Genomic DNA, 25,088 nt, shown 5'->3' with positions numbered 1-25,088 from the left:
GTTCCTGTTGAATTTAAAGTACCGCCGGCTTGGCCGCCTGCTGCGTGTGGTGGGCCAGAAGCGCGTCAATGATGTGCACGCTCGCCATGCCATCGCCGTAAGGATTATGGGCAAAACTCATCGCCCGGTATGCATCTTCATCGCTGAGCAGCTCGGTGACGTTGGCGACGATGCGCTCCACATCGGTGCCGACCAGGCGCACCGTGCCCGCCGCCAGCGCTTCGGGCCGCTCGGTGGTGTCGCGCATGACCAGCACAGGCTTGCCCAGCGACGGCGCCTCTTCCTGAATACCGCCGGAATCGGTCAATATCAGGTAGGAACGTATCATCAGGAAGACGAAGGGCAGGTACTCCTGTGGAGCAATCAAATGCACATTCGAGACGCCGCTCAATAATCGCTTGACGGGTTCCTGGACATGCGGATTCAAATGCACGGGGTAGACGAAATCGACTTCCGGGAATTGCTGTGCCAGGCGTTGCAACGCAACGCAGATACGTTCGAAACCGCCGCCGAAATTCTCCCGGCGATGGCCGGTCACGAGTACGACGCGCGCGCCCTCGCGCAGGAAAGGGAATCGTTCAGCCTGCTCTTGGTACAGCTGCGGCGAAGCACGCAACTTGTCGCGTACCATGACAAGGGCGTCGATGACCGTGTTGCCGGTAACGACAATGCGGGCGGCATCGACGTTTTCCTTCAGCAGGTTGGCGCTCGCTTCCTTGGTCGGGGCAAAATGCAACTCGGCGAGCACGCTGGTCAGGCGTCGGTTGGCCTCCTCGGGCCAGGGCGAATACAGGTTACCCGTACGCAACCCAGCCTCGACGTGACCGACTGGGATGCGCTGGTAAAACGCCGCCAGCGAGGCGCAGAATGTCGTTGATGTATCGCCGTGCACCAGCACATAGTCTGGACGGAATTCGGCAAATACCTCGGCGATATTCTGCAAAATATCGGTCGTGACCGTATACAGATTCTGGTCCGGGCGCATGATATCAAGGTCAAAATCGGGCGTGATATCGAACAGATCAAGTACCTGATCGAGCATTTGCCGATGCTGCGCCGTGACGCACACTTTGCTGTCGATATCCGCGTGCAGGGCCAGCTGGCGCACCAAAGGCGACATTTTTATCGCTTCGGGACGGGTGCCGAATACAGTCAGTACTTTCAATTGTTTCTTCATTGCATCTCCCGACTGGAGCATGTCAGCCTCAGCCTTGTCAAACCGTCTAAAAAATGCAGCGTCAACAACCGCCGGTATCCCGTATACCGGAGGATGGAACGATACGATACAGGAAAATGAACTACCGACGCCGCCGCACCTGGGCGACCTCTCCGGTCCACGCCCTGCAAGGACGGGACACCGCATGCCATATACATACTCTCCCGGCCATGTTGCCGGTCTGCGGCGGGCAAGCGTTTTCGCCCGAATCACATACATGCGAGACGGACCAATTGGCACTCTCACAATCATGAGTCTGGGATGATACCCGTTTACTTCGCGAATAATCAATTGAGATTTGAAACTTGGTAGCCGATTTCCTGCCGCGAACAGCCAACTTGCCGGCACATACCGCCGCGGCAGAAGGTAATCGGACTTCACCTTTCCGATGCAATGCATTAAAGGCAATAAATTGCATGGCGAAAATAATATCAAGAAAAGGTTGACTTTACGCCAAATGGAAACCGGGAAAGTGCTTCATTCTTGCTATAATTTCGCGTAACATATCAGAAAAAGATAGGCGCCATTCCTGTGTGCAATAGTATTGCGGTACACATTTCTCCAGCATATTCGACCTGAAGTTGGCACTACCCGCGCTATATCCCGACACCACCAGCAAAGGAAAATTGCCAACGTGAAATTATTACATTTAATGCAATAAGATTGTGCACGCCACCTGGCTCTATGTGCGGACCATATCAAGTGTGCGATGTTCTTGCCACGGTGCGCATCGCAGTTGCCAGCCGTACTGCTGTTTCAGCCAAGCCATCTTGATATCAGCCCCATTCACGACATGCCATTTCCCGTGACTGCTGCCTGCAAAGGACAGCGACAAGGCGGCCGCGCAACCTGGCAATCTGAGCACCTTTTTTAAGCATGTGAAATGACTTTCCGATGCGAACGCGATGACCGCAGGCCAATATTCCCCCTGCAATCTTCGCACCGGAAACATTGCCTGCAATATTGCTGGACTTGAATAACTTAATGGCATAGCAAATATGTTTATAAATTCACCACTTCAGTGACGAGCAAGACTAGCCTCTTTGACAATGAATTTATGTAATGACATTCACCAAATATAATCCAAAGAAAATCATTATTTAATTCTGTGCTGAAATGAAACAATGACAAATGGGAAAACATTTTCAAGACAATCCAGGCATGCACTTCTCCATCAACGCTGTGCGCGCCCATGAAGACTGTACCGGATTTTGTATGGCGTCGATTATGCGGCGCATGCAATGCGCCATCGCAATTGTTTCAAAAAATGCATATAAATCGCTTGCATGAAAACGAATGTCAATGGCGTGATGAAGATGATCGATACCCGCACCGACAGAAAGGTGCCCAACGTCGCCGCATCAACAGACACGGCAAGCCATCCGCTGAATCTTGCTGGCGCAGGGTGCCAGGCCGCCCTCCTGCGCGCCGCGACGCAAAATTTGGTGCAATGCAACTGATGCCTGCCGCCGCAGGGATGCGCGACACAAATCGGCACGTCCGTCCCATCCATATTTGCAGCGATAAAGTGTACAATGCTTCCGGTCCGTACCGGGAAGATCGAAGGGTGCTGTCGCTGCGCTACGGCAGTTCAAAATACGCAGGCGAACTGGCCGCTGCAAACGTGCCGCATGCGATTTTCGCACGAAAATCCTCGATGCCAGCCAGGGCCCGGACCGCCGCTGCTTTAGCAACTGGCTCGTGCTTCCCCTGCGCCAAGGCGAATCCATCGCCGTGTTCGATGACCTCCTGTCGGGCTCCCTGCCCCTCGGGACGTTGCTTGCGCTCATCGAACAGGTGCTCGCGCGCCCATTACACGGCGTATTCAACATTGACAGCAGAAATCGCTTGTCAAAAGCCGATGCCACCGTCACGTTGGCACCGCAATTGAACCTGCCTGGAGCCAACATGTGCCGCCGCAGCGTCAATAGGCGCCCGCTGGCTGCTGCCCAGAAGACATGCGGGATTGACGTAGCAAAGTTCGAAGCAACCATGGGCATGCCGATGCCTGTTTTACCAACAAAGATTTATAGCGTTTGTAAGGAATACGAAAATGCTGCGCCTTAATTCGGAATTGAAAACCAATAACAAGACCATCGGCATGGGCGATCCGACGTATTTCATCGCCAGTATCGCCGCAAGCCATGGGCGCAACTTGAAATGGGCAATGAACCTTGCCTACCCGGCCGTCCGGGCCGGTACCGACGCGGCCAAATTCCAGCAAGTCGCCACCGATACCGTTTCCGGGCCGCGCTGGCGCAGCAGATCGGCGCTGCTGTCGTGCGCCATGGGATCAAGTGTAGCGATGCCCCTGTCATTGCCAGTGGCTTTGTCGAACCCGCGCATCTCGGTTGCAAATTCATGATCACTTTCGACACCGACGCCCAGCTGCGTCTTGCCCCCGCCTTGAACGCAAATCTGCAATTGTCCGCGCCCATTGCCGCGACAGAACTGCCCGCCATCGGTGCACAGTCCCGACATGAGTGACCCACGCACTGGTTCGCAAGCCCCATTGAAGGAGCGTGCACGCACTGCACTCCTTCGCCTGCCCGCCCTCAATTCGCGCGCTGTCTTTGCCATCGCCTACGCCGGCAGTGCTGGCGTGCAAAAAGGCCTGGGATTGCTTCTATTCCTGTGGCTGGCCCACTCGCTGCCGGTAGACGCCTACGCACAATTTGGCCTGTTTTATGCGCTGCAAACGGGTATTACGGCATTCGCCATCGCAGGGATCATCGAGTCCGTCGTCGGTATGCTGAAGGACCGCCCCAGCGGGGAAGCACGAACCAGCCTGTTCAGCGCCGCCAACACGGTATTCGTGCTACTGGCGGTACTCTCGACCGCATTGACCGTGCTCGGCTACCGCCTCATCGTATCCAGCACGCCAGCGTCATGGACGGAACTGCTGCTGGTCGCCGCAACAGGCATCATCACCGCATTTTTTACCCTGCAAGCCTTGCTCACGCGCCTAGAAGAAAAACATCTGGCATCCCTGTGCCTGAATTCGCTACCGGCACTGGCCGGCCTGCTGGCCGGTTTTCTCGCTTTCGCGGCAATGCGCACAGTACCCGCTTTTTTTGCAGGTACCGCGCTGGGACTGCTATTGTCGCTGCTTGCGCTGGCGTGGAAAAAAGTACCATCCTATGGTTTTGCACGCCGGAGCGGCGACGTCAGACTGATCCTGGCGCGCATCGCCCCCTTCATCCTGATTGTCCTGCTCGGATGGCTGAGCGGCTATGGCAATACCTACCTCGTACAATACTTTTTCAACCCCAATGACGTGGCCCGGTTCACCTTCGCCTACTCCATCTCGTCGATCATGCAATTGGTGGCAACCTCGCTCAATCAAGTCTGGAGTCCGCGCTTCTTCCAGTTGGTGCATGAATTGACGATTAGCGAAGTCGAAGCCAGGAACCAGCATTTTTACCGTTTGCAAGGTCTGGCGCTCGGCCTGTTCGGCGGTGCCGTGCTGGTCATTCTGCCGCTGCTGATGCAGGCCGTCGGGCCCTCCCTGCGCCCCTACCAGCATCTTGAACTGGAAATGTTTTTCCTCTTCGCCGCCTACGCCGTGTCGATCCCGTGGTGGCACATCCAGAACTATTATCTGGTGCACGGCAAGGGCCATCAACTGATGAATATAACATTGGCAACCAGCGTCGCTGGCCTGATCGCCTGGGCTGGGCTGATGGCAACGCTCGGCGTGCTTGGCGTCTACGCCGGATTTTTCGCGATGATGCTGCTGCGCTCGATCGGCGTATTTCTCCATGCCCGCCAGTTATGGCAGGTTCGCCTGTTATGGCAAGGACCGGCGTTGGCGACATTGATGCTCGGCGGCTGTACGCTAATTGCCAGCCAGCTCGGCCACGCTCCTTGAACCAGTTACTTTAGATTGATTAAGCATGGACTACGCAATTATCAAAAAAATAATTCTTGATTGTTTCAAGATAGAAAAAATTCGCTATGACGAAGTGCCGGTACTGACCATCGCACACGATAACGACCGCAGCCTCCTGTACAAGGGCAAATACTATTCGCCATTGATCGATACCATGGAGGACGACCTGGACCGGCGCGGGATCGCCTGCATCAGCGTGGCACGCATCATTTCCTCCGTGAAAGGCGAGTTGAGCTATGCACGCGTATATTCGCCGGACGGTGCCTTTGCCCGCGCCCTGGTGCTCAAACGCCTGATGTCGCGGCTGACGCGCGCAGCCTACCCGTATTCGGCGATGGAAGAACGGATCTGGGGCGATATTCTCGACCAGACCAAGGCAAAAAAAGTCTTTGGCATCCAGCCGTCGCGGGAACTGTGCGTGGCCTGCCACAAGCGCGGCGTGTGGGTGGCCGACGTCCAGCACGGCGTCATTGCGAAAACCCATCCATGGTATGGCGCCTCGTTCCGTGCCACCGATCCGATCGAATACCTGCCGAATGCCTTCCTGTGCTGGGACGAAGGAAGCGCCGACGTCATCCGCGAATGGGCCACGCCGAAGGGTGTCACCACCAATGTCATCGGCAATCGCTGGCTGGCGCGCTTTACACGTCCGGCCGCCGACGACGCCCTGGTGCAGGAACTCTCGGCCGACTACCAGCTGCGCACCGTGCGGGATGAACGCAAGACTGTGATGGTGAGCCTTTCATGGGGTTGCACCAATATACCGAACGGCTTCATCGGCGAGGAACTGGAACAGGTCATCCGCAAGACCGCGTCAACCTACCGCTGGTTGCTGCGCCTGCACCCGAATCAGATTCAGGGCTTCGCCACGCACGAAGGCCCCAACTTCATCAAATATTTCAACCAGTCGCTGCACGGCTACGCGGAATGGGAGCTGGCAACGCAGGCGCCACTGCCCGTCGTTTTGCGCGATATCGACTTGCACGTGTCATGGAACAGTTCTGTCTGCATCGAGGCAGCGCAAGTGGGCATCAAATCGGCACTGCTCGACCCGAATTTGCGGAGGGATGAATTCAATGGTGACTATTACTCGTACTATAAACAGACCGGTCTGGTCGAACTCATCTCGGAGTCGGAAGCCAGCCTGACCGCCTGGCTCGCGCGCAATATCGATAGCAAGCGACCGGCAGAGTCCTTTGATGCCTTCGACGAGCGATACCTGCAATTACTGGATTTTCTGGCGAAATAAGGCAGCGATGATCTTCACCACCGCGCACGCGAAAAACTTCGCGTACACCACCTTCCTGACACTGCTGGTCGCCGCCTTTGCCTTGCGCATCGAGTGGCTGGTTGGGCTCTACATCGGCGTTGCACTGTGCGTCGTGCTGCGCAACGCCAATATGTTTCGAACGGCCAACAACCTCGAGCGTTGGGTGATGCTTCTGCTCCTCTGCACTCTCACGCTGATGTTACCGTTAAGCACGATGCGCAGTTGGACGGCCCCGATGCACTACGGCGTCTCCCTGCTGTCCATGGCTGCCGCCTTCGTGCTGAGCAGGAATATGGAAGCGCTGCTGGCAGCATGCAAGTACTCGCTAGTGATAGCGTTAACCGTGCTGCTTGCCACACTCTCGGTCACAGGACTCGGTGATTTCCCACTGGAAAATCTGATTCCCGACTCCAGCAGCAACGGCATTACTTCCTACCTCATCGTGATGCAGGCGACCTATTCCGCACTAAAATTCCTGCGCCACCGCCAGGCTAGCCTGGTAACCGCCTCGCTCACCTTATTTATTTGTATCATCGGTTACGGTCGCGGCTCCATCCTCGCTTCGGCGGCCATCGTGGCAATCAATTTATTGTCGTATGTCTCCTGGCGACGCGACCTGCGCGGTTTGCGTAGCATCGCGCTGGGCCTGGGTGCCGTATTCCTGGTCTCGATTTACTTTGCCGACCATATCGTCGACTTCGTCGAAGCCAATACAAAAATTGGTTCGGGGCTGATCGACGAACCGCGCCAGCGCATCCTGACCGATTACATGAACAAGATCGACTGGGCGAGCGCATTGACGGGCGCCGACTACGATGGCACCAGTATCGAGTCCGACTTCAATGGCAATCCGCATAATTCCTTTGTGCGCGCCCATCATATTTTCGGTGCGCTTTACCTGCTTGCGCTGGCGGCCTTTCCGCTGGCCCTTGTGCGCAAGCGCCTCCCGCCCTCGGTGAAGGCGTTTGCTGGAAGCATGCTGTGTATCGTGCTGTTTCGCTGCGCGACGGAACCCGTACTGTTCCCGACGATTTTTGATTTCTATTTTTTCGCCTTCTTTTTCGCGCTTAGCGGAAAATTTCTGCCATATCCGCTCAAGAACAGGGTCGTCAGTCCATGAATACGCCGCCACGTCATCACAATAATTTCAATCTGATCCGCTTGCTTGCCGCAATGCAGGTCATGATCGTGCACGCGTTGAATCATTTCGGTATCAGCGGGTATGCCGTCGAGGTTCTGAAGGTATTCCCCGGCGTCCCGACATTCTTCTTCCTCAGCGGCTATCTGATTTGTTCCTCCTATCAGCGCACGACAGGAAAAGGACTGCTGGCGTTCTTCAAGAACCGCGTGCTGCGCATCTACCCCGCACTATGGGTGTGCATCCTGCTTTCGACCGCTACCGTGTTTATTCTTGGCTACCTGCCTACCCCGGGGCTGAACCTGTCATCGTTCTTCATGTGGCTGGTCGGCCAGATGACGATACTGCAGTTTTACAATCCTGAATTCATGCGCGGCTTCGGAGTCGGAGTCCTGAATGGCGCTCTGTGGACCGTTTCCATTGAATTGCAGTTTTACCTGCTGATGCCCGTGATCTACTATCTCGCCCAGCGCGCCAAGGCCTTCCTGATACTGGTGTTCCTGCTATCGCTGGCGCTCAACGTTTACTTCCGGCAACATCTGGACTGGAACGTCATGTACATGAAATTGCTGTACGTGTCATTCGCCCCTTGGCTATATATCTTCCTGCTTGGCTGCTTTATCGCACTCAACGAGGAGTGGATTGCCAGGATCAAACGCCTTGAGTACAAGTATCTGCTTCCCGCCTACTTGCTGGCGATGAACTTCATCGGCACTTATGAACGGAATGCCGAAAACAGCATCAATCCGGTTGCCGTCCTGCTGCTCATCGCGCTGCTACTCAAGTTTGGCACGGCACAACTGGCACTGCCTGCTAAAATAACTGCCGTCATCCGCAACACGGACTTTTCCTACGGGCTCTATCTCTACCACATGCCGATCATTAATGTGCTGTTGTTTACCGGGGCGTTTTCCGCTGGTGTCAACGTCTTCGCCACGGTCGTCTTCAGTATCGTGGCCGCGATGTTTTCCTGGTATGTCGTCGAGCGCCCCGCTTTGAAACACAAGTACTAAGCCAATATAATTGCAACATCAACTTCTAGGAATAAGAACGATTATGTCGTCCGCTGCCACGTTAAATTATCAAATTTGCACCAATTGCGTGATGGACACGTCCGACTCAAAGATTACCTTTGACGCGAACGGTGTCTGTGACCACTGTACCACTTTCAAGGAAAAAATCGCCCCGAACTGGCACACCGATGCCCGTGGTCAGCAAGAACTGGACAAGCTCGCCGCCGCCATCAAGGTTGCCGGCAAAGGCAAGGATTTCGATTGCATCATTGGCATGAGCGGTGGTATCGACAGTTCCTACCTGACATATATCGCGAAAGAGAAGCTGGGCCTGCGTCCACTGGTATTTCACGTCGATGCAGGTTGGAACTCGCAAGAAGCTGTCAATAATATCGAACGCATTGTCGACTGCCTGAAACTCGACCTGTACACCGAAGTAATCGACTGGCAAGAAATGCGCGATCTGCAGCTCGCTTTCTTCAAATCGGGCGTTTCGCACATTGATACCCCGCAGGACTACGCCTTCTTCGCGACCATGTACAAGTTCGCCGAAAAACATGGCATCAAGTACATTCTGACCGGGGCCAACCTGTCGACCGAGTGCATCCGCAATCCCATCGAATGGATGTATTACCAATCCGATTCCATCCAGCTGCACGATATTCACCGCCGCTTCGGCAAGAAAGCACTGAAAAATTTCCCCACAACTTCCATTTTGCGCCACAAGATTTACCTGCCTTACATCAAAGGGATCAAAATCGTTCGTCCGCTCAACTTCGGTCCGTATATCAAGGAAGAGGCTGTCGAATTGCTCAAGCAGAAATTCGACTGGCAACCGTACCCCCAAAAGCACTTCGAATCGCGCTTCACGCGCTTCTATGAGGGCTATTGGCTGCCAAAGAAATTCGGCTACGATACCCGCCGCGTTCAGTATGCAAGCCTGATCGTGACCAATCAGATGACCCGCGCCCAGGCGCTGGAAAACCTGAAACAGCCCGCCTTGAGCGAGGACGTGGCGCGCCAGGAATTCGAATACGTGGCCACCAAGCTGGGGATTACCGTTGCCGAACTGCAAAGCTACATGGATGCCCCCAATAAAAGCTATAAAGACTATAAGTCACAGGAAAGTTTTTACCTGTTTGGCGCCAAGGTCATGAAATTCCTTGGCCTGGAGCTGGGCGGCAAGCGATGATCACCATCGTCGACTATGGCCTGGGTAACGTACTGGCCGTCGCCAACATCTACAAACGTCTCGGCATTCCGGTTACCATTGCCACCAACGCAGCCGAGCTGCGCGGTGCGAAAAAAATCGTCCTGCCCGGCGTGGGCGCCTTCGATTGGGCGATGACACGCCTGCAGGAATCGGGCATGCGCGAGTGCCTGGACCAACTGGTGCAGGGCGAATACAGCCATGTCATCGGCATCTGCGTCGGCATGCAGATGCTGGCCACGCGCAGCGACGAGGGCAGCTTGCCCGGCCTCGGCTGGATTGATGCCGATGTCAAGCGCTTCGACGACACGCACATGGTGCACCAGACCCATTTGCCGCACATGGGCTGGAATGACGTCGTGCCGCAGCGCCCCCACAGCCTGTTCAAGAACCTCGAAACGGACGCACGCTTCTATTTCTTGCATTCGTATTATTTCTACCCACACAAGCAAGAAGACGTGCTGGCGGTGGCCGACTATAACGGCCCCTTCACGTGCAGCGTCAACTCCGGCAACGTCTTTGGCGTGCAATTCCACCCCGAAAAGAGTCACCAATGGGGCATCCAGTTGTTACAGAATTTTGCGGAGCTGTAAGATGTTACGACCACGAATTATTCCCTGCCTGCTGATCCAGAATGGCGGGTTGGTCAAGACCGTCAACTTCGGCAGCCCAAAGTATGTCGGCGACCCGCTTAACGCCGTGCGCATTTTCAACGAGAAGGAAGTTGACGAGCTGATCGTCATCGATATCGATGCCACCGTGCACAAGCGCGAACCCGACTATGCACTGATCAAGTCGCTGGCGGCGGAATGCCGCATGCCCCTGTGCTATGGCGGCGGCGTCAAGACGGTCGAGCAGATACAGACGATCATCGGTCTTGGCGTCGAGAAGGTCGCATTGAGCTCGGCAGCGTTGACCGACCCGGAGCTCGTTTCCCGTGCCGCCGAGAAGGTTGGCAGCCAGAGCGTTGTAGTCGTGCTGGACGTCAAGAAGAGCGGCCTATTCCGCAAATACGAGGTATTCATCCACAATGGCAGCCGAGGCAGCGGCCTCGGCCCGGCCGAACTGGCAAAGAAAATGCAGGCACTTGGCGCCGGCGAAATCGTCATCAACTCGATCGAGCGCGATGGCCAGATGAAGGGCTACGATGTCGACCTGATCGACACCGTGCGGGCCGCGATCACGCTGCCCATGACCGCCCTGGGCGGCGCGGGCAGCCTGCAGGACGTGAGCGAGCTGATTCGCCGCTTCGATATTATCGGCGCCGCCGCCGGCAGCCTGTTTGTTTTCAAGGGTACGTATCGCGCCGTCCTGATCAACTATCCCAACCGTCAAGACAAGGACGCGCTGGTCCTGAAAGCGGGCCAACGGAACGATAGCGCTATTTAACCCTCTCAGAGGTATGGAGTAACAAGTGAAACAAATTTTGCAAAGCCTGAAAACAGGCGCAACTACCGTGGCCGAGGTACCCTGCCCTGCTGTGGGCAAAGGCGCAGTCTTGATACGCTCATCGCGCACGCTGGTATCGGTCGGCACAGAACGCATGCTGGTCGAATTCGGCAAGGCGGGCTGGATCGAGAAGGCCCGCCAGCAGCCCGACAAGGTGCGCATGGTACTTGACAAGATCAAAACGGACGGCCTGGCACCGACCCTCGAAGCCGTATTCAACAAGCTCGATCAGCCGTTGCCGCTGGGTTATTGCAATGTCGGCACCGTGATGCAAACCGGACAGGGCGTCACAAGCATCTCGCTGGGCGACCGGGTCGTCTCGAACGGCAAGCACGCAGCTGTCGTCAGCGTACCGATGAATCTGTGCGCGACGATTCCGCCAGGCGTTTCCGACGAACAGGCCGCATTCACCGTGCTCGCGTCGATCGGCCTGCAAGGTATCCGCCTCACACAACCAACTCTCGGTGAGGCGGTCGTAGTGACAGGCCTGGGTTTGATCGGTCTGATGACAGTGCAGTTGCTGCGCGCACATGGCTGCCGCGTACTGGGCATAGATTACGATCCCGCCAAGCTGCAGTTAGCCAAACAATATGGTGCCGAGGTCGTCGATCTGAGCGCCGGCGAGGACCCCCTGGCCGCGGCCAATACGTTTTCGCGCGGACGCGGCGTCGACGCCGTACTTATTACTGCCTCGACGACCAGCAACGAACCGGTACATCAAGCGGCACTGATGTCGCGCAAGCGCGGACGCATCGTGCTGGTCGGTGTCGCGGGACTGGAACTGTCGCGCGCCGATTTCTACGAAAAGGAACTCAGTTTCCAGGTCTCCTGCTCCTATGGGCCGGGGCGCTATGACCCGAACTACGAGGAAAAGGGCCAGGACTATCCGGTAGGCCTGGTACGCTGGACAGAACAACGCAATTTCGAGGCCGTGCTCGACATGCTGGCCGATGGCAGGCTCAACGTTGACGCGCTGATCTCGCATCGCTTCACGATCGACCAGGCGGAAAGTGCATATGCCCTGTTGTCAGGCACGGCTCCGGCGCTCGGCATCTTGCTCGAATATCCATCCGACGAGGCCGTTCCCGACACGGTACTGCGCCAGCGTACGGTCGAACTGGCAGACGGAGGGGCTCGCGGGGCAGGCCTGGCCTTCATCGGATCGGGCAACTATGCTACCGCGGTCCTGATTCCCGCCTTCAAGAGCGCTGCGGCAACGCTGAAGACGGTCGTGTCGAACAATGGCGTCTCGGGTGTCCACGCGGGGCGAAAATTCGGCTTCCATGCCACCACGACCGATACCGATTCTGTCTTCGTCGATCCGCAGGTGCACGGCGTCGTCATCAGTACCCGCCATGATAGCCATGCCAAGCTCGTTTGCCAGGCACTCGCTGCCGGCAAGCATGTATTTGTGGAAAAACCCCTGGCCTTGCACGCGGAAGAACTGGAGCAGATCGATGTGGCCTATCGCGCCACGGCCCTGGCCGGCCATCCTGCCATGATCATGGTCGGTTTCAACCGCCGTTTCGCGCCACATGTTCAAAAGATCAAATCCTTGCTGAACAGCATGCACGAGCCGAAGACGTTCGTCATGACCGTCAATGCAGGCGCCATTCCGGCACAGCATTGGACCCAGGACAACGAGGTGGGCGGAGGCCGTATCGTTGGCGAAGGATGCCATTTCATCGATCTGCTACGTTTTCTGACCGGGTCACCGATTACCGAATACCGTGTACACAAGATGCAAGCAGCCACCGCTGACACGGTCGCCATACAGCTCGGTTTCGCGGACGGTTCGATCGGTACCATTCACTACCTGGCCAATGGCAGCAAGGCCTTCCCGAAAGAACGGCTCGAGATTTTCGCCAGCGGCCGAGTATTGCAGTTGGATAACTTCCGCAAACTGACGGCATTCGGATGGCCTGGTTTTTCCAAAATGAACCTTTGGCGACAGGACAAGGGACAAAAGCAGTGCGCGGCGGCGTTCGTCTCGGCAATGCAAGACAGCGGCAAATCCCCCATTCCCTACGACGAAGTCATGGAAGTGAGCCGGGTGACAATCGCGCTTGCCGCCGCTGCGCAATGCTGATCCAGCGCTGCGGAACAGGCGAAGGATTCGCCGCCTGCGTGCGGGTGCCCCGATGAACGGCGTGGCGCTCAAGTACTGGCACACCTTACGATACCTGAAACCCATTCAGTTCTATGGCCGGATCTGGTTCAAGTACAGGCCAGTCAGTGCCGACCTGCGTCCGGCACCGCCACTGCGCTCACTGTCAGGCACATGGGTGCTGCCGGCGGCGCGCGCCTCCAGCCTGTCGGGGGAAGCGGTCTTTTGCTTCCTGAATGAAACACATGACCTGGATACGCTGCAGGGCTGGGACGATGCCGCGGTGGGCAAGCTGTGGCGCTACAACCTGCACTATTTCGACACGCTGCACAGCGGTGATGCAGCCACGCGCGCGGCGCAACATCACCGCTTGCTGGTGCGCTGGATGCGCGAAAATCCGCCTGGGCAGGGTAGTGGCTGGGAGCCTTACCCTACCTCGCTGCGGGTCATCAACTGGATCAAATGGGCATTGAACGGCACGCCTCTGTCGCAAGCCGAGCTTGACAGCCTGGCGACCCAGGTGCGCTGGTTATCGAAGCGCCTGGAGATCCACCTATTAGGCAACCACCTGTTTGCAAACGCAAAGGCATTGATTTTTGCCGGGCTCTTTTTTTCGGGACCCGAGGCAGCGCAATGGCTGGCAACGGGAATGCGCATACTTGCCAGCGAAATTCCCGAGCAGATCCTGCCCGATGGGGGCCAGTTCGAACGCAGCACGATGTACCATGCGCTCGCGCTCGAAGACATTCTCGACCTGGACAATGTGACGCAGGCGTTCGGCGCGGCTCTCGACGCACGTGCACGCGCGCTGGCTGGTGGCTGGCGCGCCCTGGCTGGTCCCATGCACGTCTGGCTGCTGGCAATGAGCCATCCTGACCGGCAGATCAGCTTCTTCAATGACGCCGCCTTCGATATTGCCGTGCCGACCCCGGAACTGGAAAAGTACGCGTCACGGCTTGGCCACGCCTGTATTTCTACCCTACCCGACGGCGTACATCACCTGGCCGACAGCGGCTACCTGCGCATCCAGCAAGACAAGGCAGTCGCCTTGCTCGATATAGGGCCAATTGGACCGGATTACCTGCCCGGCCATGCCCACGCCGATACCCTGTCATTCGAACTGTCCTTATTTGGGCAGCGCGTCTTCGTCAATTCCGGCACGTCGGAATATGGCCTTGAGGCTGAGCGCCTGCGCCAGCGCGGCACCAGCGCCCACAACACGGTCTGCGTCGACCGGCAGGATTCGTCCGAAGTGTGGAGCGGCTTTCGCGTGGCGCGCCGTGCCCGCCCCACAGCCTTGCAGATCAAGCCAGGCCAGGACACGACCTCGGTCTCTTGCGCGCATGACGGCTATCATCGTCTTCCCGGAAAAAACCTGCATACCCGCAGCTGGCGCATCTCGCCTGGTTCGCTCGAACTGAGCGACACGGTAAGCGGCACCTTCGGCCAGGCGGAAGCACACTTCCACTTGCATCCCGATGTCCGCGTCATGGATGGGAACTCGCAGCAGCAATGCCAGTTGAAGTTACCGGAAGGCCAACTGGTCGACTTTGGACTCACGGGAGGGACGCTCAAGATCGTGGAAAGCACCTGGCACCCGCGTTTCGGACAAGCCAGGCCGACAAGCTGCCTGGTGTTGCGATTAACTGGAGCAACACTGACAAGCGCAATCCGCTGGCACCCTGCGACAGAAACGTAGGCAGCTCCCCCCGGTCCAGGCGGCGTTGCATCGGTAGCAAAACGATATCAGAAAAAAGGTGGCACGCCAGGGAAACAGAAGTGGCGGCCATCGTTGCATGGTATGCTGCGAGTCCTTTTCTGACGCAAGCACGCCATTGGCCACATATGCCACATATATGGCTTGCGTTCATCGTATTTTTCAACAGCAGCGGTCAAACAGACATGCACGATGCGCATCATAAGTACCGCTCTGCCGCCGCATCGGCATGCAATAGATCTCCCGGCATGGCCAGTACTGATGAGATGCTATTGCAAATAGATACAAAACTTACGTTGGTTTAACAGAATAAATCATATTGCCGTCATAGAATACCGCAAGAATTTTATATTATAACAATGCAAAAAATACTGATTACTGGCGCCAATGGTTTTGTCGGTGCCGCGCTGTGCGCAGAACTGGCGCGGCGCCAACTCCCGTTTTCCGCGGCCGCGCGGACAAAACTGACACCATCCACATTCCCAATCGGTGATTTGAGCGCGACAACGAAATGGGCGGAAGCACTGGAATCTTGTTCCGTTGTCATTCATTTGGCAGCCCGGGTGCACGTCATGCAGGAAAGCGCCACGGATGCATTAGCTGCTTACCGGGAAATCAATGTTGCAGCAACAATGAACCTCGCGCGACAGGCCGCGCAACAGGGCGTCAAGCGATTTGTCTTCGTCAGCAGCGTAAAAGTGAACGGTGAGTCAACCGGGGCAAAGCCCTTCACTGCGTCAGACACCGCCGCGCCGCAAGACCCTTATGGCCAGTCCAAGCATGAAGCCGAATGTGCGCTGAGAGAATTTTCCCGACAAAGTGGCATGGAAGTCGTCATCGTCAGGCCGCCGCTGGTGTACGGGCCTGGCGTACGCGCCAATTTTCATCGCTTGATGCGGCTGGCCAAGACCGGTTTGCCGCTGCCATTGGGAGCCGTACATAACCGCCGCAGCATGGTGGCCCTGGACAATCTCGTTGACCTGCTCATACTCTGCAGTTCCCACCCCAGGGCGGCGGGTGAGACCTTCCTGGTTTCGGATGACTGCGATGTCAGCATCGGACAATTGCTCAAGATGCTATCGACGGCGATGGGCAAGCGCTCCTGGCTGCTTCCTGTGCCGGTGTCATGCCTGACATTCGCCGCCACATTGCTGGGCCAATCGATGCAGGCACGCCGCTTGCTGGAATCACTGCAGGTGGACATTTCACACACCAAGCAAACCCTGGGCTGGTTGCCGGCGGTGAGTCTGCCTGAAGCGGTGCACAAGACTGCCTCCGCTTTTCTATCCCTCCATTAACGGCTCCAACATGAAAAAGTTCTTCGATTTCACTCTGTCCCTGATCGCGCTCATCGTACTGCTGCCACCGATTATCCTCGTCGCGGTACTGGTCAAAGTGACGTCACCGGGGCCGGTGCTGTACTGGTCCGACCGGGTCGGACGGCATAATCGCATCTTCCGTATGCCCAAATTCCGTACAATGCGCACAGGTACCCCGGCCGTGGCGACGCATTTGCTAGCCGACCCAAAACAGTTCCTGACCCCGGCAGGTCCATTCCTGCGCAAATCGAGTCTCGACGAATTGCCTCAATTGTGGAGCATTCTCTGCGGCGACATGAGTTTCGTGGGGCCCCGCCCAGCCCTGTTTAACCAGCAAGACCTCATTGAACTACGCACACAGCATGGCGTCAGCACCATCCTGCCAGGCTTGACAGGCTTGGCCCAGGTCAGTGGACGTGATGAATTGGCAATACCGGACAAAGTAAAGCTTGACGCCGAATATATGCAGCGGCAGTCTCTTTTCTTCGACATAAAGATTATTCTCCTGACCTTCCTGAAGGTCGTGCGCAGAGACGGCGTAACGCACTAAGGTACTTGCCTCACCTGGATGTGCGCCTTGCTGCCATATTACTGAGCGGGGCAGCATGACAATACCCCTGCTTAACAACACCATCACGATACAATAGTGAAATGAAATCCTTTCTTGATATATCGCGTTTCCACAAGCAAATGATAGCGGCAACAGCGGATTTATTTCTTTTGCCGCTGACATTCTCCCTTGCCATTCTTTTGCGCTATGACGTCGTCGATTACAATCTATTTCGCCAATATTTATGGCTTATCTTGGCGACACCGCTGATTTCGATCCCCATTTTTATCCGCCTTGGTTTGTATCGCGCCGTCATACGCTTCATTGATCAAAAAATCGTTTACGTCATCTTATTGGGCGTGACGATTTCAGTGGCGCTGTTGGTCGCCATGGGAGCATTCCTGACGCATATGCAAGGCCTTTCCCGCGGTGTTTTCGGCATTTACTGGGTGAGTGCCATCACCTATGTAGTCGCAAGCAGGTTCCTGGCACGCGGCTTCCTGCTGCAGGCCAATGCAGAGCACAAGGCCGTCCGGGTTGCCATCTATGGCGCAGGCAAGGCAGGCACACAGCTGGCAACTGCCTTACGCGCCGGACATGAGTATCAGCCGTTGGCCTTTATCGACGATATGAAAGAGCTCAGGGGCACGACCATGGCGGGGATCAAGGTATACGCGCCGTCCGACTTGGCCGAACTGATCGCCAAGCGCAATATCAGTGAAGTCCTGCTCGCCATGCCGTCCCTGACGCAAAGCCAGAAAAAACGCATTCTCGACAAACTCGAAGTATTCAAGGTGAAGATCAAGGTAACCCCGCCAGTCGAAAGCCTTGTCAGTGGCGAGCAGCGCCTGCAGGATGTCCGCGACATTGAAATCGAGGACTTGCTGGGCCGCGATCAGGTGGCGCCGGACCTGCACCTGGTTGCCAGCTGCATTACCGGCAAGTCGGTGATGGTGACTGGTGCTGGGGGCTCGATCGGTTCCGAACTGTGCCGCCAGATCATCCGCCTGCAACCCTCCAGGCTCATTCTGCTGGAAATGTCTGAATTTGCGCTGTATTCGATCAAGCAGGAACTGAAGGGACTCAAGCATACGCATGGCCTGGATCTCGAACTGCTGCCCTTCCTTGGCTCCGTGCTGGACACGGAAAAATGCACGATGATCATGCGCACCTTTACGGTGGAAACGGTTTACCACGCCGCTGCCTACAAGCACGTGCCACTGGTGGAATATAACCCGATTGAAGGCGTGCGCAACAACGTTTTTGGTACGATGAGCATCGCGCAGGCGGCGATGGATACGGGGGTCAAATGCTTTGTCCTGATTTCTACCGACAAGGCAGTGCGTCCGACAAATGTAATGGGCTCGACGAAACGCCTGGCTGAACTGATTTTGCAGGCTTTTGCACAAGAACGCGGCAAGACGCGCTTTTGCATGGTGCGCTTTGGCAATGTGCTGGGCTCTTCCGGCTCGGTCGTACCGCTGTTCCGCAAGCAAATCATGGCGGGAGGCCCCATCACCCTGACCCACCCGGAAATCACGCGCTATTTCATGACGATTCCCGAGGCGGCGCAACTGGTGCTGCAGGCCGGCGCCATGGGCGAAGGCGGCGACGTCTTTGTGCTCGATATGGGCGCCCCCGTAAAAATCATGGATCTGGCCGAACGCATGGTGCATCTGAGCGGGCTGGAAGTAAAGAGCAAGTCGGCCCCGGACGGCATCGAAATTGAACATGTCGGTCTGCGCCCAGGCGAGAAACTATACGAAGAACTGCTCATCGGCGACAATGTCGAAGGGACCGAGCATCCGCTGATCATGCGCGCGCAGGAATCCGAAATACCGCACGCGGAATTGCAACTACTGTTGCACGAACTCGATAATGCCTGCAAGCGCTTCGCCTATGAAGAGGTGCGGACGGTGCTGCTGAAGGCGGTGAAGGAATACACGCCGCAGTGCGGAATTGAAGATTTGATCTGGTCCGAAAAGAACAAGGCGCCGGCATTGCCCTAATTGCGCCGAAAGCCATGGAAGGGCATCCCGCCGCCCCAGGGTAAGAGCCGGCATGCCTTCCTTTGAACATACATCCATCTATACATAATTTGAGAAACCACATGAAAAAGCAGGAAGAGTTCACCCAACAAAATGCAGAACGCGATGAAAATCTGATTTCCCTGACCGACCTGCTGAGCACGCTATGGCGTGCCCGCCGCCTTATTATCGGCGTGACTGTGGCCAGCATTGCGCTGGGTGTGGGTAGCACACTGTATTTAGCCAAATACAAGAGTGAGGGAGTTCTGCAATTTGGTGGCCCTATCCCCTTGCAAACAGAGAAAAGGGCCAAAGACGGCAAGGAAGGCCCTCCCGGCATCGTTCTGAGCGACTACAAGCGCTACTCGGCAGCATTTGGCAGCCGTGGTCGCTTCGATGATTTTGTGAACGCAGCCAAGCTCAACGACAGCCCGGGCATCAGCAAGTTGCGCGGCACCATCACCAGCGAAAAAGGATTGAACTCCATCATCGAGCCAATTTTCCCTTTCACAAAGCTCGATGCAAAAGAATTGATGGAGCAGCCGAAAGAGAATAGCAACAATGTGATCGGATTGCGCATCGACTACGACGCCAGTACGCCGGAAGAAGCGCAACGTACGGTCGCCCTACTGGGCCGCTACACCGTGGATACGATTGTTTACCTGATTTATACCGATGCGCTGCGCTTCAAGCATTTGGAAATTACCGCAAAAATCACCAAACTGGACAATGACATCATCGCCAGTAAACAGAAACTGGCCGAATACGGCCGGCGCATCAACGACCTCAGACACATAGTCGCCCGCTACCCGAAAGCCGATGCGCAGGCGGCATCTCAAGTTGTCACGGTGACGGATGAAAACTCACGTTATCTGTCGCCCGTGACGCAATTGATGACCACCGAAATCGAAGCCAGTACAACGGAAGAAGCCATTTACCAGGCGAAACGGGAACAGCAACAATATCTGCTATTGCGTGACTATTACGACCTCGCCAAGGCACAACTCGATGCCAACAAATCCGGCGAAGCTGTGCTACGCGCACTGGAAGCCAGCAAGGAACGCGCATTCAAGAGCAAGGACCTGAATGACGAACTCGTCAAAGAGGTGTACAACAAGATTACCGTCGACAATCAGAACTCGATCAATCTGTACCTGGAAAAAAGCCGCTTCATCGCCGGCCCGAGCTTGCCGGAAAACCGTACCACCCGCCTGTCTACAGCAGTGGTGGCAAGTGCCTTGCTTGGCTTCTTCCTCGCCTGCCTGATTGCGCTGTCGCTGCAATGGTGGTCGGTGAATCGCGCGCGATTTTCGGACTAGGAATACGTCTTCAGCGGGATTGTATTCATTGACTGAGAAACCGCCCAGTCCGGAATGCCGGACTGGTCAACAAACGCCGTCAATGATCCTCTGACGGCGTTCTGCCTGCCCATTTCCCCCTCCGCCATTCAGCAGCCTTGGTACGCAAAAAATCTAAAAACGCAGCATCGCATCGGCATCAGCATGGCCGGTGCGATGGCGCGCAAGTCGGTGCAGTCACCAGGGAAATCCATAGTAAATTTAGGGCTATGCCACCGCCAGGGTGGGAACCCTCCCAGCGTTGCACTCAAGACGGTTCTGGCGGGCGCATGCGCCCGGCGTCGAGTACCCAGCGCCATCCCGGCAATTGGGCAGCTAGCGTGCGGCCACGCCATGAAAGCGGTGTGGCGAGCGGCGCAGGCGACAGCGATACATATTGATGTGCTGTAGGTCGGCCGCGCCGCGCATGCGGATTGAAGGCACGGACGCAGGGCCCAGCGATAAAACGCCGCAGGACGATTCCGGCCTGCCTGCTGGCGGCCGCTCAAACATGCACACTAACGGTCGAGGACTAGAAACCGAGCGGCAGCATCCTCGCGAGATAGGTGGCGTTAACACGGCCATCGAGCACAGCTTGTCGCCGCCACACCGTCCATCACCCAACGGTATGGTCAACGGTTCAAGGGATGCGTCGGTGAATTGATCCGGCAAACCCGCTTCGCCAGCAGCGCCGGGCTGGCGCCCACGCAATACAGCTACCTGACGCCGTACAAGCAGCATTTCCACGGATGGATAATGATGTGAAAACGCAGGCTCAAGCAATCAGGCGATGGAAACCGTGGACGTCGTGTTACCTGGAAAGCGGGTTTATGATCAAATGAAGTTGACCACCTAGCCTATCAGATCCCAGGACAATGGCGTGCCGCGTGGCACATCGCTGGTCACACACTTGCCCAAGAAAACGTCCATGAATTTGGTCGGCAGGCCAAGGCCGGGACGGATTGCGCGCAAGTTTTCTCGCGTCAACACCTCACCTGCCTTAACATCCTGCGAAACATACAGGGAGCGGCGATACTGCAGGGACTTCATCTCTGCCGCGGTCGGACCATAAGCGACATTTCCCAACGCTTGCCAGGCACGCTCGGTTTCCACCACCAGCTGCGCCATTTCAGCAGGTTCCATCGAGAACGTGCTGTCGACGCCGCCATCAGCACGGCTCAGCGTAAAGTGTTTTTCCACTACGCTGGCGCCCAGCGCCACGCTAGCTACCGAGACACCCACACCCATGGTGTGATCGGAGAGACCCACTTCACAGCCAAACAGTTCACGCAGGTGGGGAATCGTCAGGATATTTGTATTGGCGGCAGTGGCCGGATAAGTACTGGTACACTTGAGCAGGATCAAGTCGCGGCAGCCGGCCTCGCGCGCCGCGCGCACAGTTTCGTCGAGCTCAGCGACCGTCGCCATGCCGGTGGAAATAATCACCGGCTTGCCAGTGGCCGCCACGCGGCGTATCAACGGCAAATCAGTGTTTTCAAACGATGCAATCTTGTAGCAATCCATTTCCAGGCTTTCCAGGAAATCGACCGCGGTATCATCAAACGGTGTGCTGAACGGAATCATGCCCAGTTCCCGCGCGCGCTTGAAGATAGGCGCGTGCCATTCCCAGGGCGTGTACGCTTCGCCATACAGCTTGTACAACGACGTGCCGGCCCACAAACTATTCGGATCGCTGATGTGGAATTCCCGCTCGTTGATATCCAAGGTCATGGTATCGGGCGTATAAGTCTGTATCTTCAAACCATGGGCACCGGTTCTGGCAGCAGCTTCGACGATTTCGAGTGCACGTTCCAGCGACTGATTATGGTTACCCGACATTTCGGCAATAACGAATGGAGGGTGACCTAAGCCAATATTTCTATCTTTAATTTTCATAGTTATCACCGAAAACAGCGGTTGAAGAGAGCGTCTTTACTAGCAGCCCATTCCGTATCGAACAGGGCAAGCGCCACGACATCCTGAAATGATTCAGATTTTTTCGTATGCTGCTTGAAAAAACCTTCTTGCTGGAAGCTAAATTTTTTATGTAAATTGATTACCGATTCATTGAAGGAAAATACCTCGCAACACAGCTTCCTGAACTTTAAAACGTCAAAAGCTTGCACTAATGCAAAATATTCCATTGCAGAACCAGAACCCTTGGGAACATCTGTCTCGCCAAGATAAAATGCCCAATCAGATCGACGATCGGAAATATTCACCTTGGTAAAAGAAACAAAACCAACTGGCCTTGCTTTATACTCAAAAACAAAGTAATGATTAACAGTATCAAGCAATGCCTTTTCAAACCATCTATTGTGTTCCAGCTCACCAATAATATGGTCCGTATACATATTTTCCCGGATATTATCCTTATTGCGCCATGTGCGCAATAATTCACAATCAGCGGCCCTGATTTTTCTTAAATTATAGTCGGAAAAAGATGGCATATTTTTTAACAAAAAGTGGTAAAGATGGTTTCCTGAATTCTTTTGGCGCCGTGACCGACCAAGGAATTGCTGATTTCCGACATACTCAAGAGCATATCTTTTTCATCAATGCATTCGTTCAAGGCTTCATGAATTTGATGGCTGGATATTTTTCCAGATTCTCCAATTATTTTCAACGCACCGATGTTTTCCAGATCTCGAGCGGCAATTTCTTGGTTTTTTGCCAGAATAATAATCAGGCTCGGCAAAGCCAGGTAACCGCGCTCCCACAAAGTGGAACCGCCCGCACCGATCGCCAGATCAGCAGCAAGCATCAATTCTGCAATATTATCTATCTGGCAGTGATATTGATAGTTTTCATCTTCTTCACACAGTGCCTGAATTCCGGAACGATGTGGATTACTGGCACCAACGACCACATCCACCTTGAGGTCCGTACGTTTCAGCATACGCAGGGCGTGAATGACCTTGCTTGTTTCATTGGCAGGATCTGCCCCGCCCAAAAAAACAAGAATTCGCCGTACAGTGCCATCACGCAGCCTGAAATGATTGCGCGCCCGTATAAATTCAGGACGCAATAAAGCATAGCCAGGACCCAGCAGTTTCATAGATGATTCGGGTACCAGATCATCATAGCGTGATTGCATATCGCGATAATAATTTTGGTCCAGCAATATATCACACTCATGCTGGCGGTCAGCAAGATCATCCACCACCATCATTTTTCTGGCAAATCTGGAAATCTGCCGCTCCCATTGCGACTCAAGAGCGTAATGATCAACAATGATGCAGTCGAATACAGGGTATTGCGACAACACGCCGTTGACCTCGGCAATCTCCTGCTCCAATGACACACCCAGCCAATGTAAATGATGGGGATAATCGCCACCTTCGCCATTGCTAACGACGGGGGAGGCCAATCGAATTACATCATGTTTTTTTGACAACAACCAGTCAATATAATTACCAGGGAGATCTCGGCAAATAAAAGTTACGGTGGCGCCATTAGCCCTGAGTTCATCAGCAAGCGTGGCGCACCGCATGACATGCCCACTCCCCATTTGCACAGAAGCATCTGTGCGAATGACGATAGATTTGTTCATCGTACCTTGAACAGCGGCTCAAGTGGCTTGCAACGCAACATTCCTTCCAGCGTGCCATCCTTTACTGCGCGAACCAGCATAGGAACGACCTCTTCATATGCAGTGAAAAGTTGCTGCAGATCGCTGTCGCTGTGGCTATAGTTGACATTGTGTGAACCAAATGTCAATATTCCACGCGCCAACATTTCTTGCATGAACAAGGTCTTGATGTGCCATTGCGTATAAGGGGCAGCATCCTTGATCAGCACGAAACTCCAGGTCGGATGCCCTGCAACGCTCATGATATGCTGCGCTTCATTGGCAATGATGATGGCATTGAGGCGATCAATAATCTTCTGCCCCTGCTTCTGGATCGTCGCCACGACTGGTTCACGCTGCAGTTTTTCCAGTGTGGCCAGGGCGGCCGCCAGGGACAGCGTTTCGCCGCCGAAGGTGAATGAGAAGAAGACTTCTTCCATCAGCTTCATCACGTCTGCACGGCCTGCAACGGCCGATACTGGGTAGCCGTTCGCCAAGCCCTTGCCGAACGTTGCCAGATCGGGAGTGACGCCAAACAGCTCTTGCGCGCCACCATTGGCATAACGGAAGCCGGTGATGGTTTCATCGAAAATGAGCAAGGCACCATGTTTGTGGGCCAGCTCCTTGACGGAAGCCAGGAAGCCTTCCTTCGGCTCATACACGTTCATCGGCTCGAGGATCACGGCCGAAATCTGCTCAGGGAAGTCGGCAAACAACTTTTCCAGCGACGCCAGGTCGTTATAGACAAAAGAGTGCGTCAGTTCGCGCGTCGCTACTGGAACGCCGCGGTTACGCGCGGTCGAACCAATGTACCAGTCCTGCCAGCCGTGGTAGCCGCATACGGCGACATGTTCGCGGTTGGTATACGCACGCGCCAGGCGGATCGCACCGGCAGTGGCATCGGAACCATTCTTGCCGAAACGGACCATCTCGGCGCAAGGAACGATTTCGCAGATTTTTTCCGCAACCTGCATTTCAATCTGATGTGGCAGGCTGAAGATCACGCCCTCATCCAGTTGCGCCTTTACCGCGTTGGTTACGTCTTCGTCGTTGTAACCGAGCGTGATCGACGCCAAGCTACTGATGAAGTCAATATATTCATTGCCATCCACATCCCATACATGGCTCCCCTTGCCACGCTGAATGAAATACGGCGAAACACCCAGTGGAAACTGGGTTTTGCTCTTGCTGAAAGTCTGCGAGCCCAGCGGTATCGTTTTAAGGGCGCGTTCCAATAACTCTTCAGAGCGTTGATAGCGTGTAGACATATTA

Annotated in this window: 22 protein-coding genes; 17 read left to right on the top strand and 5 right to left on the bottom strand. The window is 55.4% G+C overall.

Going from position 1 to position 25,088, the window contains the following annotated elements:
- Nucleotides 1-13: 13 nt before the first annotated feature.
- Nucleotides 14-1,177, bottom strand: a complete 1,164-nt coding sequence (wecB, locus tag AC1RDJ_RS03175) for a non-hydrolyzing UDP-N-acetylglucosamine 2-epimerase (protein WP_493026462.1) — start codon at nucleotides 1,175-1,177, stop codon at nucleotides 14-16.
- A 1,325-nt stretch (nucleotides 1,178-2,502) separates the two neighbouring features.
- On the opposite strand from wecB, the gene AC1RDJ_RS03170 reads away from it, so the two are divergent.
- The 17 genes from AC1RDJ_RS03170 to AC1RDJ_RS03090 all read left to right on the top strand — a co-directional run bounded on the left by AC1RDJ_RS03170 (nucleotide 2,503) and on the right by AC1RDJ_RS03090 (nucleotide 20,227).
- Entirely contained in the window at nucleotides 2,503-2,676 is a 174-nt protein-coding gene (locus AC1RDJ_RS03170) for a hypothetical protein (protein WP_493026461.1), read from the top strand.
- A 274-nt stretch (nucleotides 2,677-2,950) separates the two neighbouring features.
- On the top strand, nucleotides 2,951-3,283 hold the full coding sequence (locus AC1RDJ_RS03165; protein WP_156894676.1) for a hypothetical protein: 333 nt from the start codon (nucleotides 2,951-2,953) through the stop codon (nucleotides 3,281-3,283).
- Nucleotides 3,270-3,581, top strand: coding sequence for a hypothetical protein (locus AC1RDJ_RS03160; protein ID WP_493026460.1), 312 nt, complete (start codon nucleotides 3,270-3,272; stop codon nucleotides 3,579-3,581). Before AC1RDJ_RS03165 ends, AC1RDJ_RS03160 begins: the two co-directional genes overlap by 14 nt.
- Nucleotides 3,578-3,703, top strand: a complete 126-nt coding sequence (locus AC1RDJ_RS03155; RefSeq protein ID WP_493026459.1) for a hypothetical protein — start codon at nucleotides 3,578-3,580, stop codon at nucleotides 3,701-3,703. Before AC1RDJ_RS03160 ends, AC1RDJ_RS03155 begins: the two co-directional genes overlap by 4 nt.
- Entirely contained in the window at nucleotides 3,696-5,087 is a 1,392-nt protein-coding gene (locus tag AC1RDJ_RS03150) for a lipopolysaccharide biosynthesis protein (protein ID WP_493026458.1), read from the top strand. Before AC1RDJ_RS03155 ends, AC1RDJ_RS03150 begins: the two co-directional genes overlap by 8 nt.
- 25 nt (nucleotides 5,088-5,112) lie before the next feature.
- Nucleotides 5,113-6,357 carry a hypothetical protein gene (locus tag AC1RDJ_RS03145; RefSeq protein WP_493026457.1) on the top strand — a complete coding sequence of 415 codons (1,245 nt, stop codon included), beginning with the start codon at nucleotides 5,113-5,115 and terminating at the stop codon, nucleotides 6,355-6,357.
- Entirely contained in the window at nucleotides 6,308-7,498 is a 1,191-nt protein-coding gene (locus AC1RDJ_RS03140) for a hypothetical protein (protein ID WP_493026456.1), read from the top strand. The genes AC1RDJ_RS03145 and AC1RDJ_RS03140 overlap by 50 nt, the downstream gene beginning before the upstream one ends.
- On the top strand, nucleotides 7,495-8,529 hold the full coding sequence (locus tag AC1RDJ_RS03135) for an acyltransferase family protein (protein ID WP_083411623.1): 1,035 nt from the start codon (nucleotides 7,495-7,497) through the stop codon (nucleotides 8,527-8,529). The genes AC1RDJ_RS03140 and AC1RDJ_RS03135 overlap by 4 nt, the downstream gene beginning before the upstream one ends.
- 43 nt (nucleotides 8,530-8,572) lie before the next feature.
- Nucleotides 8,573-9,721, top strand: a complete 1,149-nt coding sequence (locus tag AC1RDJ_RS03130) for an N-acetyl sugar amidotransferase (protein ID WP_083411622.1) — start codon at nucleotides 8,573-8,575, stop codon at nucleotides 9,719-9,721.
- Nucleotides 9,718-10,332, top strand: coding sequence for an imidazole glycerol phosphate synthase subunit HisH (gene hisH / locus AC1RDJ_RS03125; protein WP_493026455.1), 615 nt, complete (start codon nucleotides 9,718-9,720; stop codon nucleotides 10,330-10,332). Before AC1RDJ_RS03130 ends, hisH begins: the two co-directional genes overlap by 4 nt.
- A gap of 1 nt (nucleotide 10,333) precedes the next feature.
- Nucleotides 10,334-11,128 carry an AglZ/HisF2 family acetamidino modification protein gene (locus AC1RDJ_RS03120; protein ID WP_493026454.1) on the top strand — a complete coding sequence of 265 codons (795 nt, stop codon included), beginning with the start codon at nucleotides 10,334-10,336 and terminating at the stop codon, nucleotides 11,126-11,128.
- A gap of 25 nt (nucleotides 11,129-11,153) precedes the next feature.
- Nucleotides 11,154-13,277 (top strand): bi-domain-containing oxidoreductase, encoded by a 2,124-nt coding sequence (locus tag AC1RDJ_RS03115; RefSeq protein ID WP_071322166.1) that lies wholly within the window; start codon nucleotides 11,154-11,156, stop codon nucleotides 13,275-13,277.
- A 52-nt stretch (nucleotides 13,278-13,329) separates the two neighbouring features.
- On the top strand, nucleotides 13,330-14,994 hold the full coding sequence (locus AC1RDJ_RS03110) for a heparinase II/III family protein (RefSeq protein WP_493026453.1): 1,665 nt from the start codon (nucleotides 13,330-13,332) through the stop codon (nucleotides 14,992-14,994).
- A 377-nt stretch (nucleotides 14,995-15,371) separates the two neighbouring features.
- The gene (locus tag AC1RDJ_RS03105; protein ID WP_071322164.1) at nucleotides 15,372-16,310 is read left to right on the top strand and encodes a UDP-glucose 4-epimerase family protein; all 939 of its coding nucleotides are present in this window, start codon (nucleotides 15,372-15,374) and stop codon (nucleotides 16,308-16,310) included.
- Nucleotides 16,311-16,320: 10 nt separating this feature from the next.
- Entirely contained in the window at nucleotides 16,321-16,881 is a 561-nt protein-coding gene (locus tag AC1RDJ_RS03100) for a sugar transferase (RefSeq protein WP_071322163.1), read from the top strand.
- Nucleotides 16,882-16,982: 101 nt separating this feature from the next.
- Nucleotides 16,983-18,890 carry a polysaccharide biosynthesis protein gene (locus tag AC1RDJ_RS03095; protein WP_071322162.1) on the top strand — a complete coding sequence of 636 codons (1,908 nt, stop codon included), beginning with the start codon at nucleotides 16,983-16,985 and terminating at the stop codon, nucleotides 18,888-18,890.
- Between the two features lie 101 nt (nucleotides 18,891-18,991).
- Nucleotides 18,992-20,227 (top strand): lipopolysaccharide biosynthesis protein, encoded by a 1,236-nt coding sequence (locus AC1RDJ_RS03090; protein WP_493026452.1) that lies wholly within the window; start codon nucleotides 18,992-18,994, stop codon nucleotides 20,225-20,227.
- Between the two features lie 870 nt (nucleotides 20,228-21,097).
- Here the strand turns inward: AC1RDJ_RS03090 and pseI are convergent.
- The 4 genes from pseI to AC1RDJ_RS03070 are packed head-to-tail and all read right to left on the bottom strand — an operon-like array spanning nucleotide 21,098 to nucleotide 25,084.
- Complete coding sequence (pseI, locus tag AC1RDJ_RS03085; RefSeq protein ID WP_083411621.1) at nucleotides 21,098-22,141, bottom strand: pseudaminic acid synthase; 1,044 nt, start codon at nucleotides 22,139-22,141, stop codon at nucleotides 21,098-21,100.
- 5 nt (nucleotides 22,142-22,146) lie between these two features.
- The gene (gene pseH, locus AC1RDJ_RS03080) at nucleotides 22,147-22,695 is read right to left on the bottom strand and encodes a UDP-4-amino-4,6-dideoxy-N-acetyl-beta-L-altrosamine N-acetyltransferase (protein ID WP_493026451.1); all 549 of its coding nucleotides are present in this window, start codon (nucleotides 22,693-22,695) and stop codon (nucleotides 22,147-22,149) included.
- A gap of 5 nt (nucleotides 22,696-22,700) precedes the next feature.
- Nucleotides 22,701-23,798, bottom strand: a complete 1,098-nt coding sequence (gene pseG / locus AC1RDJ_RS03075; protein WP_493026450.1) for a UDP-2,4-diacetamido-2,4,6-trideoxy-beta-L-altropyranose hydrolase — start codon at nucleotides 23,796-23,798, stop codon at nucleotides 22,701-22,703.
- Nucleotides 23,795-25,084, bottom strand: a complete 1,290-nt coding sequence (locus AC1RDJ_RS03070; protein WP_071322157.1) for an aminotransferase class III-fold pyridoxal phosphate-dependent enzyme — start codon at nucleotides 25,082-25,084, stop codon at nucleotides 23,795-23,797. Before AC1RDJ_RS03070 ends, pseG begins: the two co-directional genes overlap by 4 nt.
- Nucleotides 25,085-25,088: the final 4 nt, after the last annotated feature.

This window comes from Janthinobacterium sp. GW822-FHT07H10, from assembly GCF_058798675.1.
Note: the sequence above shows the minus strand (reverse complement) of the source record. Positions and strands in the feature narration are given on the sequence as shown.

Bases quoted from the DNA above. Each gene is read 5' to 3' on its own strand.
- wecB (WP_493026462.1), bottom strand. From the start codon at position 1,177: ATGAAGAAACAATTGAAAGTACTGACTGTATTCGGCACCCGTCCCGAA.
- AC1RDJ_RS03170 (WP_493026461.1), top strand. From the start codon at position 2,503: ATGAAAACGAATGTCAATGGCGTGATGAAGATGATCGATACCCGCACC.
- AC1RDJ_RS03160 (WP_493026460.1), top strand. From the start codon at position 3,270: ATGCTGCGCCTTAATTCGGAATTGAAAACCAATAACAAGACCATCGGC.
- AC1RDJ_RS03155 (WP_493026459.1), top strand. From the start codon at position 3,578: ATGATCACTTTCGACACCGACGCCCAGCTGCGTCTTGCCCCCGCCTTG.
- AC1RDJ_RS03150 (WP_493026458.1), top strand. From the start codon at position 3,696: ATGAGTGACCCACGCACTGGTTCGCAAGCCCCATTGAAGGAGCGTGCA.
- AC1RDJ_RS03145 (WP_493026457.1), top strand. From the start codon at position 5,113: ATGGACTACGCAATTATCAAAAAAATAATTCTTGATTGTTTCAAGATA.
- AC1RDJ_RS03140 (WP_493026456.1), top strand. From the start codon at position 6,308: ATGCCTTCGACGAGCGATACCTGCAATTACTGGATTTTCTGGCGAAAT.
- AC1RDJ_RS03135 (WP_083411623.1), top strand. From the start codon at position 7,495: ATGAATACGCCGCCACGTCATCACAATAATTTCAATCTGATCCGCTTG.
- AC1RDJ_RS03130 (WP_083411622.1), top strand. From the start codon at position 8,573: ATGTCGTCCGCTGCCACGTTAAATTATCAAATTTGCACCAATTGCGTG.
- hisH (WP_493026455.1), top strand. From the start codon at position 9,718: ATGATCACCATCGTCGACTATGGCCTGGGTAACGTACTGGCCGTCGCC.
- AC1RDJ_RS03120 (WP_493026454.1), top strand. From the start codon at position 10,334: ATGTTACGACCACGAATTATTCCCTGCCTGCTGATCCAGAATGGCGGG.
- AC1RDJ_RS03110 (WP_493026453.1), top strand. From the start codon at position 13,330: ATGAACGGCGTGGCGCTCAAGTACTGGCACACCTTACGATACCTGAAA.
- AC1RDJ_RS03105 (WP_071322164.1), top strand. From the start codon at position 15,372: ATGCAAAAAATACTGATTACTGGCGCCAATGGTTTTGTCGGTGCCGCG.
- AC1RDJ_RS03100 (WP_071322163.1), top strand. From the start codon at position 16,321: ATGAAAAAGTTCTTCGATTTCACTCTGTCCCTGATCGCGCTCATCGTA.
- AC1RDJ_RS03095 (WP_071322162.1), top strand. From the start codon at position 16,983: ATGAAATCCTTTCTTGATATATCGCGTTTCCACAAGCAAATGATAGCG.
- AC1RDJ_RS03090 (WP_493026452.1), top strand. From the start codon at position 18,992: ATGAAAAAGCAGGAAGAGTTCACCCAACAAAATGCAGAACGCGATGAA.
- pseI (WP_083411621.1), bottom strand. From the start codon at position 22,141: ATGAAAATTAAAGATAGAAATATTGGCTTAGGTCACCCTCCATTCGTT.
- pseH (WP_493026451.1), bottom strand. From the start codon at position 22,695: ATGCCATCTTTTTCCGACTATAATTTAAGAAAAATCAGGGCCGCTGAT.
- pseG (WP_493026450.1), bottom strand. From the start codon at position 23,798: ATGAACAAATCTATCGTCATTCGCACAGATGCTTCTGTGCAAATGGGG.
- AC1RDJ_RS03070 (WP_071322157.1), bottom strand. From the start codon at position 25,084: ATGTCTACACGCTATCAACGCTCTGAAGAGTTATTGGAACGCGCCCTT.